This window comes from Collinsella sp. AF36-3AT (assembly GCF_003475205.1).
In the GTDB taxonomy this organism is placed as follows: Bacteria; Actinomycetota; Coriobacteriia; order Coriobacteriales; family Coriobacteriaceae; genus Collinsella; species Collinsella aerofaciens_AF.
In genome coordinates this window covers 289,503-308,432 of sequence record NZ_QROZ01000002.1, presented here as the reverse complement: position 1 = coordinate 308,432, position 18,930 = coordinate 289,503, and the positions used below count along the sequence as shown (strand labels likewise).

The 18,930-nt window shown below is 61.0% G+C and carries 15 protein-coding genes and 1 other RNA gene; 5 read left to right on the top strand and 11 right to left on the bottom strand.

Annotated elements, in window-relative coordinates; translation table 11 throughout:
• The first annotated feature begins 3 nt into the window (after window positions 1–3).
• The 4 genes from DW003_RS03680 to DW003_RS03665 all read left to right on the top strand — a co-directional run bounded on the left by DW003_RS03680 (window position 4) and on the right by DW003_RS03665 (window position 5,694).
• Window positions 4–2,559 (top strand): homocysteine S-methyltransferase family protein, encoded by a 2,556-nt coding sequence (locus DW003_RS03680; protein WP_187361888.1) that lies wholly within the window; start codon window positions 4–6, stop codon window positions 2,557–2,559.
• Window positions 2,560–2,667: 108 nt separating this feature from the next.
• Entirely contained in the window at window positions 2,668–4,032 is a 1,365-nt protein-coding gene (locus DW003_RS03675) for a PFL family protein (RefSeq protein ID WP_035136908.1), read from the top strand.
• 520 nt (window positions 4,033–4,552) lie between these two features.
• Window positions 4,553–5,236 (top strand): hypothetical protein, encoded by a 684-nt coding sequence (locus DW003_RS03670; RefSeq protein ID WP_117736251.1) that lies wholly within the window; start codon window positions 4,553–4,555, stop codon window positions 5,234–5,236.
• 158 nt (window positions 5,237–5,394) lie between these two features.
• A complete protein-coding gene (locus DW003_RS03665) occupies window positions 5,395–5,694 on the top strand; it encodes a YhbY family RNA-binding protein (RefSeq protein ID WP_006234690.1) in 300 nt (99 codons plus the stop codon).
• Between the two features lie 69 nt (window positions 5,695–5,763).
• On the opposite strand, the gene DW003_RS03660 is transcribed toward DW003_RS03665, so the two are convergent.
• The 8 genes from DW003_RS03660 to ssrA all read right to left on the bottom strand — a co-directional run bounded on the left by DW003_RS03660 (window position 5,764) and on the right by ssrA (window position 15,162).
• Entirely contained in the window at window positions 5,764–8,763 is a 3,000-nt protein-coding gene (locus DW003_RS03660) for a BTAD domain-containing putative transcriptional regulator (protein WP_117805963.1), read from the bottom strand.
• A gap of 448 nt (window positions 8,764–9,211) precedes the next feature.
• Window positions 9,212–9,940, bottom strand: coding sequence for a glucosamine-6-phosphate deaminase (gene nagB / locus DW003_RS03655; protein WP_055251013.1), 729 nt, complete (start codon window positions 9,938–9,940; stop codon window positions 9,212–9,214).
• A 272-nt stretch (window positions 9,941–10,212) separates the two neighbouring features.
• Complete coding sequence (locus DW003_RS03650) at window positions 10,213–10,680, bottom strand: PTS glucose transporter subunit IIA (RefSeq protein WP_316242808.1); 468 nt, start codon at window positions 10,678–10,680, stop codon at window positions 10,213–10,215.
• Window positions 10,681–10,781: 101 nt separating this feature from the next.
• A complete protein-coding gene (glmM, locus tag DW003_RS03645; RefSeq protein ID WP_118387595.1) occupies window positions 10,782–12,119 on the bottom strand; it encodes a phosphoglucosamine mutase in 1,338 nt (445 codons plus the stop codon).
• 123 nt (window positions 12,120–12,242) lie between these two features.
• A complete protein-coding gene (gene rpsI / locus DW003_RS03640; protein ID WP_022094634.1) occupies window positions 12,243–12,638 on the bottom strand; it encodes a 30S ribosomal protein S9 in 396 nt (131 codons plus the stop codon).
• A 2-nt stretch (window positions 12,639–12,640) separates the two neighbouring features.
• Window positions 12,641–13,084 carry a 50S ribosomal protein L13 gene (rplM, locus tag DW003_RS03635; RefSeq protein WP_022094635.1) on the bottom strand — a complete coding sequence of 148 codons (444 nt, stop codon included), beginning with the start codon at window positions 13,082–13,084 and terminating at the stop codon, window positions 12,641–12,643.
• A 157-nt stretch (window positions 13,085–13,241) separates the two neighbouring features.
• Window positions 13,242–14,120 carry a patatin family protein gene (locus DW003_RS03630; protein ID WP_118387593.1) on the bottom strand — a complete coding sequence of 293 codons (879 nt, stop codon included), beginning with the start codon at window positions 14,118–14,120 and terminating at the stop codon, window positions 13,242–13,244.
• 678 nt (window positions 14,121–14,798) lie between these two features.
• Window positions 14,799–15,162: a transfer-messenger RNA gene (gene ssrA / locus DW003_RS03625) on the bottom strand.
• Window positions 15,163–15,399: 237 nt separating this feature from the next.
• On the opposite strand from ssrA, the gene DW003_RS03620 reads away from it, so the two are divergent.
• The gene (locus DW003_RS03620; protein WP_118387591.1) at window positions 15,400–15,834 is read left to right on the top strand and encodes a hypothetical protein; all 435 of its coding nucleotides are present in this window, start codon (window positions 15,400–15,402) and stop codon (window positions 15,832–15,834) included.
• Between the two features lie 58 nt (window positions 15,835–15,892).
• Here DW003_RS03620 and DW003_RS03615 read toward each other — a convergent pair whose 3' ends face one another.
• From DW003_RS03615 to DW003_RS03610, 3 genes are all read right to left on the bottom strand, one after another.
• Entirely contained in the window at window positions 15,893–16,408 is a 516-nt protein-coding gene (locus DW003_RS03615) for a PIN domain-containing protein (RefSeq protein WP_158568512.1), read from the bottom strand.
• Window positions 16,405–16,758, bottom strand: a complete 354-nt coding sequence (locus tag DW003_RS09915; protein WP_158573182.1) for a hypothetical protein — start codon at window positions 16,756–16,758, stop codon at window positions 16,405–16,407. Before DW003_RS09915 ends, DW003_RS03615 begins: the two co-directional genes overlap by 4 nt.
• 142 nt (window positions 16,759–16,900) lie before the next feature.
• Window positions 16,901–18,916 (bottom strand): heavy metal translocating P-type ATPase, encoded by a 2,016-nt coding sequence (locus DW003_RS03610; protein WP_233545480.1) that lies wholly within the window; start codon window positions 18,914–18,916, stop codon window positions 16,901–16,903.
• Window positions 18,917–18,930 lie beyond the last annotated feature (14 nt).

The window sequence follows — 18,930 nt, the reverse complement described above, 5'->3', positions numbered from 1 at the left end:
TCGATGTTTACTCCGCTTATCACTCATGATCTGGACGGTGCCGCGCTGGCGGCACCCGTTGATGCCGCACGCCGTAATGGCGCTGTATACAAGACGCGCACGATCGACGACCTTCGCATTAAGGACGATCGTCTGCGCGCCGCCATCAAGGGCACCGGACACCTGCTGTTCGACGGCGGCATGGGTACCATGCTGCAGGCGGCCGGCATGAAGGCCGGCGCCCTGCCCGAGCTGCTCAACTTTGAGGAGCCCCGAGTCATCACCGACATCCAGCGCCAATACGTCGAGGCCGGATGCGACGTGATCACCGCCAACACCTTTGGCGCGAACGCCCACAAACTCGACGGCGCCGCCACCGTGGCCGATGTCTTTGCCGCCGCCGTCGCCCGCGCCCGCGCGGCCGGCGCGGGCTATGTCGCCGGTGACATCGGCCCCATCGGCGCGCTGCTTCGTCCCCTGGGCACCCTGAGCTTTGACGAGGCCTACGACCTCTTTGCCGAGGAGGTGCGCGCCGGCGTCGCCGCGGGCGTGGACCTCTTTATTATCGAAACCATGACCGACCTAGCCGAGATCAAGGCTGCCGTCCTCGCCTGCCGCGAGAACTCCGACCTGCCCGTTTTTGCCACCATGACCTTTGAGGAAGACGGCCGCACCTTCCTGGGCACGAGTCCCGAGGTCGCTGCCATCACGCTCGACGCGATCGGCGCCGACGTCCTGGGCATCAACTGCAGCCAGGGACCGGCCGAGCTCCGAGGACTCGCCGCTCGCATGCTCACCGTTACGGACAAGCCCGTTATGGTGCAGGCCAACGCAGGACTGCCCCACGTGGACGACGACGGCAACACCGTCTTTGATATCCAGGCGCCCGAGTACGCCGTGGCCGTCGCCGGTATGATTGAGGACGGCGTAAGCGTCGTGGGCGGCTGCTGCGGCACCACGCCGGCGCACATGGCAGCGCTGCGCACGCTTATCGATAACCACACGCCCAGTCCGCGCCACCGCAAGCCCAGCATGTCGGTCACAAGCGCCCAGACCGTGGTGGACCTCCCCTGCGACGGCCACAAGATCGCCGTCATCGGCGAGCGCATCAACCCCACCGGCAAAAAGCGCCTGCAGCAGGCCCTGCGCGACGGCGACCTGGACTACGTGGTGAGCCAGGGCATCAGCCAGCAGGAGCAGGGCGCCGACATCCTGGACGTCAACGTGGGCCTGCCCGAGATCGACGAGGTCAAGATTATCCAACAGGCCACCGAGCAGCTCCAAGGCTCCACGCTGCTGCCGCTGCAGATCGACTCCACCGACCCCGCCGCCGTCGAGGCCGCCGTACGTCGCTACGCCGGCAAGCCCATCATCAACTCGGTCAACGGCAAGCAGCAGATCATGGACGAGATCTTCCCGCTGGTCGCCCACTACGGCACCAACGTTGTCGGCCTTACGCTCGACGAAGGCGGCATCCCCGATACCGCCGAGGCCCGCTTTGCCATCGCCGAGCGCATCGTGGCCGAGGCTGCCCGCTACGGCATCGGCCCGGACCGTATCCTCATCGACTGCCTGGTCATGACCGCCTCGACCAATCAACGCCAGGCCGAGCAGATCCTGCGCGCCATGTCCCTGTGCAAGGAGCGCCTGGGCGTCAAATGCGCGCTCGGCGTGTCGAACATCAGCTTTGGTCTGCCTGCCCGCCCGCTGCTGGGCTCGGTCTTTTTGGCCGCCGCCTTTGGCGCGGGCCTCGATGCCCCCATCATGAACCCGGGCTCCAAGCGCTTTATGGACACCGTCTACAGCTATCGCGTCCTGAGCGTTGAGGACGAGGGCTCGACCGGATACATCGAGCGCTACGCCGGCTGGACCGATCCGTATAAGATTGCCGCCAACCCGGCGGCCGCCCAGTCAGCATCGATCGATGCCGCGCCTACCGCAAGCACCACCGCAAGCGCCGATGACGACCCCATCCGCCACATGGTCGTCTCGGGACGCAAGGGCGAAATCGCGGCCGAGACCGAACGCCTGCTGGCCGACCACGACGCCATGGACCTCATCAACGACCACTTTATCCCCGCCCTCGATGAGGTCGGAGTCCTCTTTGACCAGGGCAAGTTCTTCTTGCCGCAGCTCATGGCCTCGGCCGAGGCCGCGCGCGTGGGCTTCGATACCATCAAACGCCTGATGCCCGCCGGCGAGATTGCCGACAAGGGTAAGATCTGCGTGGCCACCGTCAAGGGCGACATCCACGACATCGGTAAGAACATCGTCAAGATGCTGCTCGATAACTACGGCTATACCGTCTTTGACCTGGGCCGCGACGTCGATCCGCAGGAGGTACTCAAGACCGTCAAGGAGCGCGATATCAAACTCGTCGGCCTCTCGGCGCTTATGACCACCACCGTCGTCGCCATGGAGGAGACCATCAAGCTGCTCCATGCCGAGGTTCCGGGCGTCAAGATCATCGTGGGCGGCGCCGTGCTCACCCCCGAATACGCCAAGCAGATCGGCGCGGACTACTACGCCAAGGATGCCGCCGAAAGCGCGCGCATCGCCGAAGAGGTCTTTGGGCAGTAACACAACGGAAACAACCGAGCACCAAAACGTGCCGCATGCGCCACTTGGCACGTGCGGCACGTTAGAATAGATAAGACTATGCTCGTTTTGGCAGATAGGAGCGCAAGGATGGCGATCACGCCCGCAGAAATCGCGGAAACCCGCGGCATGGTTGAGGAGCAGAACCTCGACATCAGGACCATCACCATGGGTGTTTCGCTCATGGGTTGCGGTGACGAGAACCTCGACCGCATGTGCACGAAGATCTACGACCACGTGACGCACACGGCTGAGCATCTGGTCGAGACCGCCGAGAACCTCGAGCGCGAGTACGGTATCCCCATCGTCAACAAGCGCGTTTCCGTCACCCCGGTGGCCCAGATCGCCGCATGCTGCAAGGATGAGGACCTCACCCCCATCGCGCATGCCCTCGACCGCGCGGCCGAAACGCTCGGCATCGATTACCTGGGCGGCTTCTCCGCACTCGTCCAGAAGGGCATCGGCGACGCCGATCGTCGCGTTATACAGTCCATTCCGCAGGCGCTCGCCACCACGAGCCGCGTCTGCTCCAGCGTCAACGTCGCCAGCCTGCGCGCCGGCATCAACATGGACGCCGTGCTGATGGCCGCCCAGACCATCATCGATGCCGCTAAACTCACGGCCGACCAGGATTCCGTCGGCGCTTCCAAGTTTGTCTGCTTTGCCAACATGGTCGAGGACTCCCCGTTTATGGCGGGCGCCGTCCACGGCGGTGGCGAGGCCGACGCCGTCATCAACGTAGGCGTCTCGGGTCCCGGCGTTATGGCCGCAGCCCTGGAGACGCTGCCCGATTCCGCCTCGATGATGGAAGTCGCCGAAAAGATTAAGCAGACCGCCTTTAAGATCACCCGTGCCGGCGAGCTCATGAGCCGCGAGGCCGCCCATCGTCTGGGTGTCGAGAAGGGCATTGTCGACCTGTCGCTGGCTCCCACGCCTGCCATCGGCGACTCCGTCGCGCGCATCCTCGAGATCATCGGCGTGGGCACCTGCGGTGGCCCGGGCACGACCTGCGCGCTCGCCATGCTCAACGATGCCGTCAAGAAGGGCGGCGTCATGGCCAGCTCCAGCGTGGGCGGTCTTTCCGGCGCCTTTATCCCCGTGTCCGAGGACGCCGGCATGATCGCCGCCGTCGAAGCCGGTGCGCTTTCGCTCGAGAAGCTCGAGGCCATGACCTGCGTGTGCTCCGTTGGCCTGGACATGATCGCCATCCCCGGCGACACCCCGGTCGAGACCATCGCCGGCATCATCGCCGACGAGATGGCCATCGGCGTCATCAACAACAAGACCACGGCCGTCCGCGTGATTCCTGCCATCGGCAAGGGCGTGGGCGACTGCGTCGAGTACGGCGGCCTGTTTGGCCGTGCACCCATCATGCCGGTGAACCCCAACGCCGGCACTGTGCTTGCCCACCGCGGTGGACGCTTCCCGGCACCACTGAACTCGCTGAAGAACTAGCTGAGGGGTTCGGGCGAGGAGCCCCGGGGAGGGCAAATATATAAGGTCGCCTGCTCGGACAGTCCTGGCTCGCACGGAGAGCACATTAAGTGCTCTCCGGCTCGTGCGGAACTCGCGATCGACCTTATATATTTGCCCTCCCCGGGGCTCCCGCACAACGGGCCCTCGGTTGGGTTCTATCCCTTTGGCAGTCGCTTCGCTTCTGCCCTACTTTGCTGGTATGGCGGTTTGGCGTTGGATCGGTTCTTTCTGATATATGCTGGTTGCGGCTCTTCTTTTGGGAGGAGTCGCTTTTTTGTTGCTAGGAGGTTGGCCCGTGGTTGATGGGGAGATTCGTTCTGATCTGCTTTCTGCGGATTGGAATGGCGAATGGATGCGTCTGCAAGCTGATCGGCGGCGGGCTGATGATTCTTTTGAATGGGATAAGCGGGCTCGGCATTTTCGGCCGTTGGAGACTGCCCCGTATGCCCGGGACTTTATGAAGCTGTTGGCGTTAAAGCCTGGTGAATCGGTGCTTGATATGGGGTGTGGGGCTGGGTCGATTGCTATTCCGCTTGCTCAGGCTGGGCATCCTGTGATTGCAGCCGACTTCTCCCCCGCTATGTTGGGCACCCTTGATGCCGGCATTGAGTATTACGGGCTCGAGGGGCGCATAACGCCGCTTGAGCTTGCTTGGGATGATGATTGGGATTTGGTTGGACCGGTCGCGAAAGCGGTGGATGTTGCCTTTGCCAGTCGGTCGGTTACGACGACCAATCTAAAAGATGCGCTTGCCAAGCTTAATCGAACGGCTCGTCGGCGTTGTGCTGTCACGATGGTCGCCAACTCCAGCCCGCGCTATGATCTGCACTTGATGAACGCCATCGGCGCCTCGGTTACCTGCAGCAATGGCTTTGTGTACGCCTTTAACATTCTCATTCAGATGGGTGCCCTGCCGCAGGTCACGTACTTTGAATCGCCTCGTCGCGATACCTTCGATAGCCTTGAGGCAGGCGTGGCGGACTTTTCCCGCATGCTTGAGCATGGCAACGAGGATAAGGTCGACCGTCTGCGCGACTACATCGCCCAACACATGATCGAGAATCCCCATGCCGGTGAGCCGGGCTCCAAGGGCGTGCCGCAGGGGTGCTATATGCTCGACCATATCCGTAAGGTTCGCTGGGCGTTTATTGCATGGGAACCGGTCTCTGAATCCCGCTCGTAGCCCGTTCACAGCCCGAGCTGCCCATCACCTCGGCATCCGCATTCTTTGCGAACTGGGCAAACGCGCCCCACACCGCGCCGTTCCTGCGCTATCGTAGGACAGCTCACGTAGATTAAGGCCCCGTCGCGGGGCGCCCCATACATAGAAAGCGAGAACCCATGGCACTGACAGGAGCCCAGGTCAAGCAGCTTCGCAGCATGGCCCATCACCTCAACCCCGCCATCATCATCGGTAAGTCCGATGTCAACGAGGGCACCGTCGAGCAGACGGTCGCCTACCTGGAGAAGCACGAGCTCGTTAAGTGCTCCGTGCTCGATGGCTCCAGTCTTTCCGCCCGCGAGGCCGCCGAAGAGCTCGCTGAGCGCTGCCACGCCGAGGTCGTCCAGGTCATCGGCCGCAAGTTCTCGCTGTATCGCGAGTCCTCGCGCAAGGACATCGAGAAGATCAAGCTCGTCTAAGAGCCAATGATCCGGCGAGCCAACACATAGCAAGCTTACGGGTGCCCAAGTACTTCGGGCGCCCGTTTTTTATCGCTCGACCAGCACGCGATTGAGCCGTCCCTCCACCAAGCGCTCGTATAGACGCCGCGTCTCGGGCTCGGGCACGCCATTGACCTGCTCCCTCAGATGGTGCATATGCCCGCTGTACAGCTCGACGATATCGCGCCGCCGCCCCGCCGCACTGTAGACGCGCATGGCGCAGCGCACCATATCCTCACGCGCCGTTTCCTGCCGAAGCCCCGACTCCGCCAGCCAAATCGCCGACTGCAGGTCGTTTTCTTCTAGAGCGGCATTTGCCCCCTTAATCATGCAATCGATGTACTTTGACTGCATAATGCGCCGCATGCGCAAAAAGTAGGTTGGATTACAGCCATTGGGAACATACAGCGGTCCGGCATAAAGCTGCTCAATCTTAAGGCACAGCTCAACTAAATGGGGCCCGCGCGCACCCGTGCGATTTCCCAAAACCTCGCGGCTTATCTGGTCAAACAGCCGTACATCGGTCTTGACGTAGTCGCCGTTGAGTCCGATGCATTCATTTTGGATGAGCACACACGACTTGCCATCCGGCGTCGGTCCCAAAGCCGACCGCAAGCGCGATATCGTCGAGTACAGGTTGTTGCGGGCGCTATTGAACTCGGCATGGGGCCACAACTCCATTGCCAGCGTCTCGCGGTCGACGAGCGCATCCATGCCCAGTGCAAGCCGCTCGGCAAGCGTCGCCGCCTTCTTGCGGCGCCACATTTTGTCCGTGATGGGAAACCCGTCGCGCTCGGCGCGGAACGCACCAAACATGCGAATCTCGATATGGTCGATGGTATCAACGGCTTCAACCTCGCCAGCCTGGAACAGGCGCTCGCCCTCCCCTTCCAAATCGTCGCGCAGCGAGTACCGCGACAGCTCGCGCACGGGAAGCTTCTTGCGAATCCTGGTCGCCGGCTCGCCCAGACAATGCATGGCAAGGCGCGCAAAGAGCCGATACGATGGTTCCAGAATCCCCGCGCGATTCATGGACATCCAGGCCGCAAGATCGCTATCTCGCCCCGCGCAAGCCAAATGCAGCGCCACCATCCAGGCTTCTGCACCACCAACCTGCGTCTGGCTTATATCGAGCAACTCCGCTTCCTCGCGTACCGAAACCATCGAGGTGTTACGCAGATACGCCGCGCGCTCCAGCAGCAATGCGTTATCGCGCATGTACGCAATCGACTCCTCGGCAAGTTTGAGCACTTGGACCGCACGGAACTTTGCATTAACCGGCCGTCCCTCTGCCAGCGACTGCCAGCCTTCTAGCAACAGGCCAAACAGCTGAATCTGGTTGTCGCGCATGCGCACGGCAAAACGATCGAGCTCGTTGAACGCCGCGTCGTCGGTTACCGGCAGGCCGGAAAGGAGCCGCCGTGCCGCCAACACCATGCGCACCCAGATAGCCATCGCCTTAAGCCCACGCACGTCGAGCGCCTCCCGCACCACCGTCATCTCGTCGTCGCGCTCGTCGGTTCCCGTAAACGACCCGTCAAAGAGCTCCACCAGCATGCTATCGGCCCGTATAACAATCCCCGCGATGTCGAGCTCACAGTCGTAGGCCTTGCTCGTTTTGAGCTGCTGTAGAACGCCGCCGTCATCTCCCCGTTCGGTCAGGCATCGCTTGACCTCGATATGCGCGGACAGCATGTCGAGTGCGGTGTGGGACGTCTCTATTTCTGGCACGGCCAGGTTCGTAGGAAGCCCAAGCCCGTTGTCCCCATAGCAAACAGCCGTCAGTGTCTGGGCCACCCTCCATGAAACAGGGTCTATTTCGCAGGCCGCCCGTTCGCCCCCGCGCTCGATGACCGATGCCATATAGCGAGCGAGCTTTGTATTGGACACGCTGACCGCCGCCAGATATACGCCGAGCGCCTCAGCAGGCGTTGGCTCTGGAGCCGGATCGTCGGCATCGATCGTGCCCAGCGCTGCCCGGCAGATATCGGCCCCGTGCCCCGTCAGAGCCAGATCGACCCCATACTGCCCAGCAAGTTCAAGGACCGCTTCACGGTCCAAAAAGGCGTCCGCCAGGCCCATCGCCGCATCGCATCTACCCGCCTTAAGCAAAATCCGGGCCGCCCTCGGAACAAGCTCGGGGCGAACCTCGGCCACCAACTTGCGCAAGCGCAAGCGTCCGTTATCCTCCGTGCCCAGACACGTAAAACTCCGCTCGGCGGGATCCAAGCCAAAGATCGGGTAGTCGCGTACAAAGTAGGACTGGTCGACCATCGACAACCTCACCCCACAAGCCTCGAGTTCTGCGATATTGCCCTCGCCCATCAAAACCATGAGACATGCCACGCAAAACAGCGCATTATTGTCGAGCGAAGCCAGATCGACAAGTGCCGCGCCATATACGTTGACAATCTCGTTTTCGAGCAGACCGGCTACGTCGCCTTGGCCATACAGACCCGTCTGCAATGCCGAGACGAGCTCGGGCACGCCCTGCGTAAGCTGATAAAAGTCGAGCGATGTGCTGATCGAAAACGCCGATGCCCACGCCGAATACTCATAGGCATGCACCTTGAGCATCTGCGCATTGATCTTAACCGAATCGCCCAGCCCATGAATCAGCTGACGATTTGAAGGACGGCAGGAGATAAAGACCCCTATCCCCATAGCGCGCAGGCCGCGAATCCTGTCGATGAGGTCTTCGGTATCGTGCTGATCGAGGTTTGGCACATTATCAATCGCGATAAGGGAGTGCGGTTTGTCTTTGAGTTCTTCGGTAACCACCTCGAGCTGCATAAACACCTCGCGCCCAATGGCGCGATCGGCCTCGATAATCCGCACGGGGCCTCGCGTCGGGTCGCATTTAACCTCATGGGTGTACTGCAGCAGCACCGAGGTCTTCCCAAACCCGTCGGGCGCATAAAGAACCACGATGCCGGCTTTTCGGCCCTTGGCGATAAGCTCATTCATCAAGCGTTCGCGTCGCACCATATAGCCTCCGCCCAGCGGCATCAGCTCGAGGTCGTCTATACCGCTCAAATCGTTTACCATGCCCGCTCCTCAACTCGACCGTATGGACACTGTAACCGCAAGACCATACAAGCCGCGCTATGAATAGAGCGACCTTGCGTTTTAGGTTGTCTTTTGGTACGCAAGCGGCAAGTTTTTGTACAGCGAGGGCCGATTGTTATTAATCCCCCGACTAATCGGTCTTTAAGCAGGTAAATGAGCTTGTCAGCTTGTCCCATCTAAGCGGCAGTGTAACGCAAATGAACAAGGTTCAGCTATGTCATTCAACTCGCCTAGCACCCGCTACCGTCTACGACCTTTTGGTGGCATTTTTGCATAGAATCTGGTATGGAATGAATCAAACTGTTGGGCATCCGGCATTCGTCAAGCTTGCGGCAAGATTTTGGTCAAGCGGGCGGAGAGGGATAACAAAAAGGCCCCCGCAAAGCGGAGGCCTTAGGCAAGGCTATGTCGAGATGCAGGATTCGCGCTACTCGCAGAGCGAAAGGGCGGCCTCGTCGGCAACGACAACGCAGTTGGTGTGCAGCTGCAGGATCGAAGCCGGGCACGCGGGCGTAACCGGACCATAGCACATGTCATGCACGGCCTGAGCCTTGGCCTCGCCGTTGGCGACGACTAGGATCATGCGGGCATACATGATGGTCTGGGTACCCATGGTGTAGGCCTGACGGGGAACATCGTCGATGCTGTCGAACAGGCGGCTGTTGGCCTGAATGGTGCTCTCGGTGAGGTCGACGCAGTGCGTGCCCTTGGAAAAGTGGTCATCGGGCTCGTTGAAACCGATGTGGCCGTTGTTGCCAATGCCGAGCAGCTGCAGATCCGGGTAACCGGCGGCGGCGACGATCTTGTCGTACTCAGAGCAGGCAGCGGCGGCGTCGGGGTTGGAACCGTCGGGCACATGCGTGTTGTTCAGGTCGATGTTGATGTGATCGAAGAAGTTCTCACGCATGAAGTAGTGATAGCTCTGGGGATCGTCGTGCGAAAGGCCGCGATACTCGTCCAGGTTGTAGGTGCTGACCTCGGCAAAGTCGACGTCGCCCTTCTCGTACCAAGCAGCGAGCTGCTTGTAGGCACCGATCGGGGTGGAGCCGGTGGCAAGACCCAGCACGCAATCGGGCTTGAGGATAACCTGCGCCGAGATGATATTGGCGGCCTTGCGGCTCATATCCTCGTAGTCTTTAGCTTTAATGATCTTCATTACGCGTCCTTTCTCGTACAAGAGAGGCAAGGCTCCCCTTACAAGCACTTGCCCGCGGCCCGCGTCGGCCGCAACCAACGTGTGCGGCCACCAGGGCGAGGTCGCGTAATGTATGTGTCTCGTGTCTAGCCGCGTCGAGGCCCCTGCCCGTCCACGGTGACCCAAAGCCGTTTAGCTTCGGACAAATCCCATCTTGCCACGGAGGGCGCCCTCTTTCAAGGGCGCCCTCCATAAACGTGTTTGAATTGTAGGCTAATGGCCACGTGCACTTGCTAGCGCTCGCGAGCAACGATGAGCTGGTCCATCTCTTCGACATGCGCACCAACGGAGCCCTTGATACTCGAGAACTCAACGGAGTTGCACACCAAGATGGGGACCGTCACATCGTAGCCCTCGGCAGCAATTGCCTCACGATCGAACTCAATGAGTACATCGCCCTTGTGGACGATGTCACCCACTTGCGCATGTACGGTAAAGTGCTTGCCCTCGAGCTGAACAGTGTCCAAGCCAACGTGGATGAGCACGTCCAAGCCATCGACCGTGTTAAGCGCAACGGCGTGTCCCGTGGGAAAAATAGCCTCGACCTTGGCGTCTGCTGGCGCAATCACGCGCGTACCCGTAGGCTGAATCGCCACGCCCTGGCCCAACAGGCCGGTGGCAAATGTCTGGTCATTGACCTCGGACAACGAAATGACGTCGCCCGAGATGGGAGCATCCAGCGTAAGGACTCGACCACGCATACCAAAAGACCTTAGGACTTTAGTGAACATGCTCCCCCTCGGACATACCAATCGACCAAAATAGCCTTAACAGTTTACCACTTGGCACTCGTTTTTGACCATTAGGGAAGTTCGCGCTTGACAACCTCGACGATGTCGTCGACAACGCGCTGGGTCAGCTCGTGCGTCTCGGCCTCGGCCATAACGCGGACCAGCGGCTCGGTACCGCTCGGACGCACCAGAATGCGGCCGCGACCATTGAGCTCCTTCTCGGCGGCAGCGACGGCATCCCAGATAGGCTGGCAATCGTCCAGACCAGCCTTGTTGTCGGAATGCACGTTGACGAGTACCTGCGGGTACTTCTTCATGATGCCGGCAAGATCGGTGAGGGTACGACCGGTGCGCTTGAGCACGGCCAATAGCTGCAGTGCCGTCACCAGACCGTCGCCGGTGGTGTTGTGCTCCAGGAAGATGATGTGGCCGGACTGCTCGCCGCCGATGACGGCGCCATCCGCGAGCATACGCTCCAGAACGTAGCGGTCGCCCACGGCGGTCTGAACCATCTCGAAGCCCTGCTCCTTCATAGCGATGGAGAAGCCCAGGTTGCACATGACGGTCGAGACGATCTCGGAGTTGGCGAGCTTGCCGCGAGCGGCCAGATCGGAGCCGCAGATAGCCAGGATGTAGTCGCCGTCGATCTCGTTGCCCTCGCTGTCCACGAACAGCACGCGGTCGGCGTCGCCGTCGTGGGCCAGGCCGATATCGGCGTGGGTGCGCAGCACGAGCTCGCGCAGGGGCTCAAGGTGAGTGGAGCCGCACTCAACGTTAATGTCAGTGCCGCAGTAATCGGTGTTGATGGCATGGACCGTGGCACCCAGGCGCTGCAGCGCGGCGGGCGTAGTCTGGCAAGAAGCACCATGGCCGCAGTCGACGGCAACGACCAGGCCGTCGAGCCTCAGGCCATCAAGCGTATCGATGGCGTGGTCGACGTACGCCTTGCGAGCGTCCTTCATCTTGATGATGTGGCCCACGCCGGCACCGGTCGGCAGCGTATCGGCAGCCATGGCCTCCTCGGACATGACCCAAGCGCTGATCTCTTCCTCGACAGCATCGGGAAGCTTCATGCCCTTGCGGCTAAAGAACTTGATGCCGTTGAACTCCGGAGGATTGTGCGAAGCAGAGATGACGATGCCGCCGTCGAGCTCATTTTGGACAGTGAGCAGCGCCACGGCCGGCGTAGGGATAACGCCGCAGCAATGCGGACGGCCGCCCTCTGCCATAATGCCAGCGGTCAGAGCACTCTCGAGCATGGTACCCGAAAGACGCGTGTCGCGGCCGATGCAGATGTCCGGGCCAAGGAACTTGGTCGCCGCGCGGCCCAGGCGAAACGCGAGGTCGCACGAGAGGTCGGCATTGGCGACGCCACGGACGCCGTCGGTACCGAAGATGTTCTGGGGCATAGGATCGCTCCTTCCCTAGCAGGCGATATACAACCGCCCACCCTAGTCGAAAAAGAAAAGCGGGACCCGCCGAGGAATCGGCAGGCCCCGCTTGTACATTGTATCTCGAAAGGAGATAAAACCTTAGCGCTTGGAGAACTGGGGAGCGCGGCGGGCCTTCTTGAGGCCGTACTTCTTGCGCTCGACCACGCGAGCATCGCGCGTAAGGAAACCGGCCTTCTTGAGGTCAGCACGGTAGTCGCCAGCGTTCAGAAGAGCGCGAGCGATGCCCAGACGCAGAGCGCCGGACTGACCGGAGATGCCGCCGCCATCGCACAGAGCGATAACGTCGAACTGACCGGCGGTGTCGGTCACCTTGAAGGGAGCAAGGGCGTTCTCAACGAGCTGATGACGGCCGAAATACTGCTCGGCGTCACGCTTGTTGATGGTCACCTTGCCGGTGCCGGGGACGAGACGGACGCGGGCGACGGCGTTCTTACGACGGCCGGTACCCTGGTAGACAACGGTGTTCTCAGCCATCTTTAAGCCTCCAGCTCAATCTTCGTGGGGTTCTGGGCAGCATGCGGATGCTCGGCACCAGCGTAGACCTTAAGCTTGGTCATCTGGGCACGGCCGAGGGTGGTCTTGGGCAGCATACCGCGAACGGCGCGCTCGATGACCTTCTCCGGGTGCTTCTCCATAGCCTGGCGGAAGCTCTCAGCCTTGAGGCCGCCGTTGTAGCCGCTGTGGCGATAATAGGTCTTCGTGTCGGCCTTGTTACCGGTAAGCTGGACCTTATCGGCGTTGATGACGACAACGAAGTCGCCGCAGTCGCTGTTGGGCGTGAACTGGGGCTTGTTCTTACCGCGCAGGATCATTGCGATCTGGGTGGCAAGACGGCCCAGGACAGCACCATCGGCGTCGACGAGAACCCAGTTGCGCTGGACCTCGCCCTGCTTGGCGTAGTGAGTCGATTTCGAAATCACTTAGACTCCTCCATGTACAGTACGTGTTGTTACAGAGATTCACGGGGCTCTGCAAGTAACCCGTCCATATTACCCCGCTCGCCGCCCGAGTCAACAGGTATTTTGGCTCCGACCAGAGTTTCTGCACATGTCATCCACGAGCCGTGACGTTGCAGCGCTAGCGCTCGACAAATGCCTCGATATCTCCCAGCAAGCGCTTTGCCTCCTGGCGGCCCTGGATATACAGGTCGAGAAGCTTGGCCGGATCATGCTCGACATGGCCGACCTCGACCGGCTTTTGCGGAGCGATGACCAGCGCGCGGCCCTCGCGCTCATACTTCCACAGGTGCATGCGCTGGAGGTTATAGCGGTCGTGGCGCGTCTCGATAGCCTCGAGCAGGTAGGGGTAGTCGGCATAGCGGGCGCGCGCGGCAGGCATAAACTCGTAGGGCTTTTTCTCGTACGAGCGGTCCTGGGTGACGATGACGACCGCACGGTCGAAGCCCGCCTCCTCGAGCACATGCTCGATAGGAACCGAATCGGCCACGCCGCCGTCGACGTATTTGTGCCCGTCGATCTCGACCGGCGGCGTCACCAGCGGCAGCGAGGTGGAGGCGCGCACAGCATCGAGGTCGAGCACGGCGCTTTTGACCGGCAGGTAGGCAGCGGTTCCAAACAGCATGTCCGTCGCGACGGCGTACATCTCGATGGGGCTCGCGTCGAACGCCTCGTTGTCAAAGGGATCCAGGCGGTCCTGGATATCGTTGAAGATAAAGTCGTAACCCACGATGGAGCCCGTGGATGCGAAGGATGCGGCACCCATGTAGCGGTTGTCATTGCAGAAGGTCAGGTTGATGCGATTGACGCGACCGATCTGGTGTGACTTGTAGTTGACGCCGTTGAGCGCACCGGCCGATACGCCATATACCGCCGGAATTTCGACACCGGCCTCCATGAGAACGTCGAGCACGCCGGCGGTAAACTGCCCACGAAAACTGCCACCCTCCAAGACGAGCGCGACCTTGCCGGCGTTCTTTGCCTTATCTTCTGCAGTCATATTGACCTCCTGCGATTGCGTTTTGGCTTTCTTCTACCCAGTTTTGGGATGGAGGGCGCGCAGGTTTTTCGAGGCGGCAGGTGCAGCGGAAAGTGCGTCCCAGTTTGAGGCGGGATTACGGGATGCGCTTTCCGCTTGGACCGCCGTTGGGAAAGCGCGACCCGTTCTGAGCGCGGATTCCGGGATATACTTTCCGCTAGCCATTCATTTGGAAATTGCATCCCATTCCGAATGAAGATTCCGGGATGCAGTTTCCGCTTGAGGCGTCATCCGGAAACTGCACCCCAGTCTGAGCCGGAATTCCGGGATGGATTTTCCGCCTGGGCCGCCGTTAGGAAAGCGTGTCCCACCCTGCGTTGCCGTAGCGTTTGCTTAACGTCCGCGCCCTAAACAGAGTTCGATTCTCCGCGGATGAAGGGGATCTGTCGGCGCGGGGCACAGCCAGCAGAAATGCCGTCGGCAGCACATCTGTTTTGGCTGGGGCTTTGCGCGGAGAATCCGCGTATTTGCTTCGCAAATCCGCACCGGCTTCGGCCGCCTGCCGGCGTCCTCGCCCGCGGGCTAAAAACGCTTACGCGTTTTCTTTACGCCCGCGCCCTGCACAGAGTTCGATTCTCCGCGGTGCGGACAAGAAATAAAAAGGCAGGTAGATATGAGTATCTACCTGCCTGTTACTTATGGTGGAGGCGCGGAGAATCGAACTCCGGTCCACGAAAGCCCCCTGATTGGCATCTCCAAGCTCAGTCGCTGGTTTAGTCTCGGACGCTTTGCGCGCAGCGACACGCTCGCGGCGTCCTAACCGGTTCGGTCTTAGCCCGCGCCATACCGATTACGTGCGCAGGGGCATTCCCCTAACATGACGTCGCGCCGGTGTCGGGGAAATCACCGGGTTGACGCGCCGCTATAAATTAAGCAGCGAGAGCCATAGGCTCAAAAGAAGAGTTGTTGTCAATTCAATTTGACGGTACCCCTGTTTAACGAGGCGAGGAGACCTCGGCTTGCTTCCTCTCTCAGAGCTATCGTGTCGAAACCAGTCGCCCCCGAATGTTGGGAAAGTCTGGATGGCATTGGGCACGAGTACCCAACACCCGTCGACTTTTCAAGGAACATGCAGGGCAAGCCCCGCTTGTGGAGTGTTATCTTACCACGTTCTGAAAGCGGACAGCTGTTCTATGCACGAGCTGTGAAGACCCTAATGTGCACCATACTTCGCACTTTTGTTACCGATCGCGTCACGTATATTTTCGCCAAGCAAAATTGACCCGTCGAAAGGACCGTTATGGATACCAAGCAGCAACTCGTCAATGCCCTCGCAGGCCTGGGCTCAACCATTACCGAAGCTATGGATGTCATCGAAGGCTTTGTCCCCTGCGGACATCCCGCCCTCACGGTTTCGAACGCCCTTGTTGCGCTGGACGCTGACGATGATGCAGCACTCGCCCAGCAGCTTGAGACCGTCGAGGGCTTTATCGACCACGTGAGTGAGAACCGCGGCGTGGCCGCCTACCACGGCATCGAGGTCGAGCTCGCGGGTCCCAAAGCCGATCTGCTCGCAGCAATCCGCGGGGTAGGCGCCCTTATGCAGACCGCAGGCGTCAAGAACACCCAGGTCAACGAGTGGGTCTACCGCAGTCTGGCAGCACTCGACAGCTCCGACGAAAAGGCAGCCGAGCAGCTCGCAGAAAGTCCCGCCATCAAGGCCGAGCTTTTGTAAATAGCAGACGCGGGCCCCTTGGCGCATCGTCGTCCAAGGGGCCCGCAAACAGTTCGCGTCAACCGATAACCGCGCTGCCGCGTTTGGCCAAAGCAAGAATCGGCATCATTTGGCGCGGGGTCTTTGCTGCAAGATCGGCATGTTCGAGCAGCTTGCGATCGTTGGTCACCAAGTAATCGACCTGCGCGCGTTTGCATGCGGCGAGTACCAAGTTGTCCTCGTAATCGCGATGGAGCGCTAAGTATTTGTCGGCCAGCCAAAGGTCCGACGCATCTGCACCCACGGCCGTGGCGTTTTCGGTCATGTTCCGAACAAACGCCAGCGCCGCATCGCCAATTGCACGGGCAGATGCCTCGTCGAGCGCTCCCCCACTGGCAAGAACGCTACGCTTCAGCTCGTGTTGGACAACGTACAGCACGTCCTTGGCGATATGCACCGGAAAGAACATCAATGCCCCTGCCTCCGCCGCCTGCCCAATAAAGGCACGAGCAGCGAGCGACTCGGCATGGTCGGCGCAAAACGAATCGACCCAAACGTTGGCATCCACCATGATCTTAAGAGGGGCTCCGCTCACAGGATCATCCCCTTTTGGCGATAGCGCTCGTCCATGGCTTCGGAATAGATTGTGTCCCAATCGCGATCGTCGGATACGGGCGACGTAGCGATGCCCAGATCTGCATAAAGCCGGTCTGCCACCGCCCATGATGCGGCGAACGGAGTATCGGACGCGACGGTCTGCCGCCGGTCGCCGATGGCCGCAAGCACTTCCTCGCACTGCCCGCCGCCCTGCGCGACCTTGGCCACCACCTTTTTGATGAGCTCGGGCAGTGACCCGCCCGAAAGCCGCAACGCTTCCTCCGCATGGTCCTTGACCTGGCGATCCACGCGAACGTTCACCTGCGCCATGCCGCTAACAGCACCCACGTTGACCCGCTCCCTTCAATTGCTAGCCATGCTAGCACCACTATATAGAGAAGCTAGCACTTGGTCAAACGCAAAAGGCCTGCGCCCAGACGACACAAATGCCGTCTGGGCGCAGGCCAGATAACGTGGGCGAACACGTCTGCTAACGCAGGTAAGCCTTCGCGTTGCTCAGACTGTAGGCAATCGTCGAGCCGTTGTGCAGCAGCGACGACGTCTGCGGGGTAATCGCGCCGGTAATGCCCAGCGCCAGGAGCGCTGAGTTGGTAAGCATCACCTTAGAGTAGGAGCTCGTCAGACGATCAATGAGGCCCTGGCTCATGCGGCGCAAACGCACGATCGCGGCCAGATCCGTGTCGGTCAGGATGATATCGGCGACCTCCTTGGCGATGTCGCTTCCGCCACCCATTGCCAGCCCCACGTCGGCCAAACCGAGTGCCGGCGAATCGTTGACGCCGTCGCCCACCATGGCAACGTGGCGCCCCTCACCCTTAATGCGCTCCACATAGGCGTACTTGTCCTCGGGCAGCAGCTCGGCCTTAAACTCGTCGACACCCGCCTCGCGCGCAATGCGCTCGGCCGTGCGCTCCGAATCGCCCGTGAGCATAACGACATGCTTGACGCCCAGCGCATGTAGGTCGGCGATGGCCTCACGGACGCCGGGCTTGAGCGGATCCTCGATGCCGAGCACGCCGACGACCTTGCCGTCGACCGCCAGATACAGCGGCGACAGGCCCTGCATCTGGGACTCAATGCGCTCCTTAATGTCGGAATCGAGCTGCGCGCCCTCATCCTCAAACACAAAGTGTGCCGAACCGATAATCGCGCGACGCCCTTCGATGGAGGAAGCGATGCCGTGCGCCACGATGTACTCGACGGCGGCATGGCGCTCGCGGTGCTCGAGCCCACGCTCGCGAGCAGCGTTGACGACGGCGCGCGCCACCGGATGCGGGAAATGCTCCTCCAAGCAAGCAGAAAGGCGCAGGACCTCGTCCTCGCTCCAGCCGTCGGTGGTGAGCACGCAGGCAAGACGCGGCTGCGCCTCGGTGAGCGTGCCGGTCTTATCAAACACAATGGTGTCGGCCTTGGCAAACGACTCAAAGTACTTCGCGCCCTTGACCATGACGCCCATCTTGGCAGCATCGCTCATGGCAGTCATGACGGCGACGGAACCCGTGAGCTTGAGTGCGCACGAGTAGTCGACCATCAGCGCCGCCGAGGTCTTAATGAGGCTACGCGTGGTGAGAGCGACAAGGCCCGCGAGCAGGAAGTTCCACGGGACGATCTTGTTGGCGAGGTCTTCCATGTGCGACTGGCCCTCGGACTTGAGCGAGTCGGCCGTCTGCACGAGTGAGACAATCGAGCGCAGCTTGGTCTGTGCCGTGTTGGCGCGCACGCGCACCAGGATACTGCCGTCCTCCACGACGGTGCCGGCGAACACGTCGTCGCCCACGCTGCGCTCGACGGCAAGCGGCTCGCCGGTCAGGGTCGCCTGGTTGACCATGGCGCTCCCCTGCTCGACAACACCGTCGATGCAAATGGACATGCCGGTGCGCACGGCGACCAGATCGCCGGGCTCGAGCTCGGTCGCGGCAACGCTTACCTCGGTGTCGCCGACGATCTTTTGCGCCTTGTCGGGCACATCGAGCAGCGAGTTGATGAGCTCGTTTTCGCTCATGGCGCGGGTGTAGTCCTCGAGCAGCTCGCCCACGTTGAGCAGGAACATTGTCTGGCCCGCGGTGTCAACATCACGCTTGACGAACGAAATGCCGATGGCCGAAGCGTCGAGCACAGGAACGGTCAGGCGTGGCTGCGCCAGCTCATGAAGGGCAGCGCGCAAAAATGCCATGTAACCGGCCACGACAAACACCGCACGTAGAGGCGTCGGCAGGAACCAGCGACGTGCGTAATGGGCGCCGACGAGTGTCGCCAGGTCCATAACGAGTTTGTGCTTGCGCGGCTCGAGTTGCATCACGTAGCCCGACTTGGCATCGGCGATAGCTTGAGCATCGAGTGCGCCCAAGGCGTCGAGCACGCTCGCGCGGCGCGGCTCGTCGTACTCCAGCGCCATCTGGCCAATGCGGCCATACACGCGCACCTTGTGCACGCCGTCGATATCGCCGCTGAGCTTAAGAAGTGCATCGAGATCGCTCTCTGGCACAGGACCCGCCAATT

What these genes read in the sequence shown, in the direction of transcription:
- DW003_RS03680 (WP_187361888.1), top strand. Translation starts at nt 4, where the DNA reads ATGTTTACTCCGCTTATCACTCATGATCTGGACGGTGCCGCGCTGGCG.
- DW003_RS03675 (WP_035136908.1), top strand. Translation starts at nt 2,668, where the DNA reads ATGGCGATCACGCCCGCAGAAATCGCGGAAACCCGCGGCATGGTTGAG.
- DW003_RS03670 (WP_117736251.1), top strand. Translation starts at nt 4,553, where the DNA reads ATGGGGTGTGGGGCTGGGTCGATTGCTATTCCGCTTGCTCAGGCTGGG.
- DW003_RS03665 (WP_006234690.1), top strand. Translation starts at nt 5,395, where the DNA reads ATGGCACTGACAGGAGCCCAGGTCAAGCAGCTTCGCAGCATGGCCCAT.
- DW003_RS03660 (WP_117805963.1), bottom strand. Translation starts at nt 8,763, where the DNA reads ATGGTAAACGATTTGAGCGGTATAGACGACCTCGAGCTGATGCCGCTG.
- nagB (WP_055251013.1), bottom strand. Translation starts at nt 9,940, where the DNA reads ATGAAGATCATTAAAGCTAAAGACTACGAGGATATGAGCCGCAAGGCC.
- DW003_RS03650 (WP_316242808.1), bottom strand. Translation starts at nt 10,680, where the DNA reads ATGCGTGGTCGAGTCCTTACGCTGGATGCTCCCATCTCGGGCGACGTC.
- glmM (WP_118387595.1), bottom strand. Translation starts at nt 12,119, where the DNA reads ATGCCCCAGAACATCTTCGGTACCGACGGCGTCCGTGGCGTCGCCAAT.
- rpsI (WP_022094634.1), bottom strand. Translation starts at nt 12,638, where the DNA reads ATGGCTGAGAACACCGTTGTCTACCAGGGTACCGGCCGTCGTAAGAAC.
- DW003_RS03630 (WP_118387593.1), bottom strand. Translation starts at nt 14,120, where the DNA reads ATGACTGCAGAAGATAAGGCAAAGAACGCCGGCAAGGTCGCGCTCGTC.
- DW003_RS03620 (WP_118387591.1), top strand. Translation starts at nt 15,400, where the DNA reads ATGGATACCAAGCAGCAACTCGTCAATGCCCTCGCAGGCCTGGGCTCA.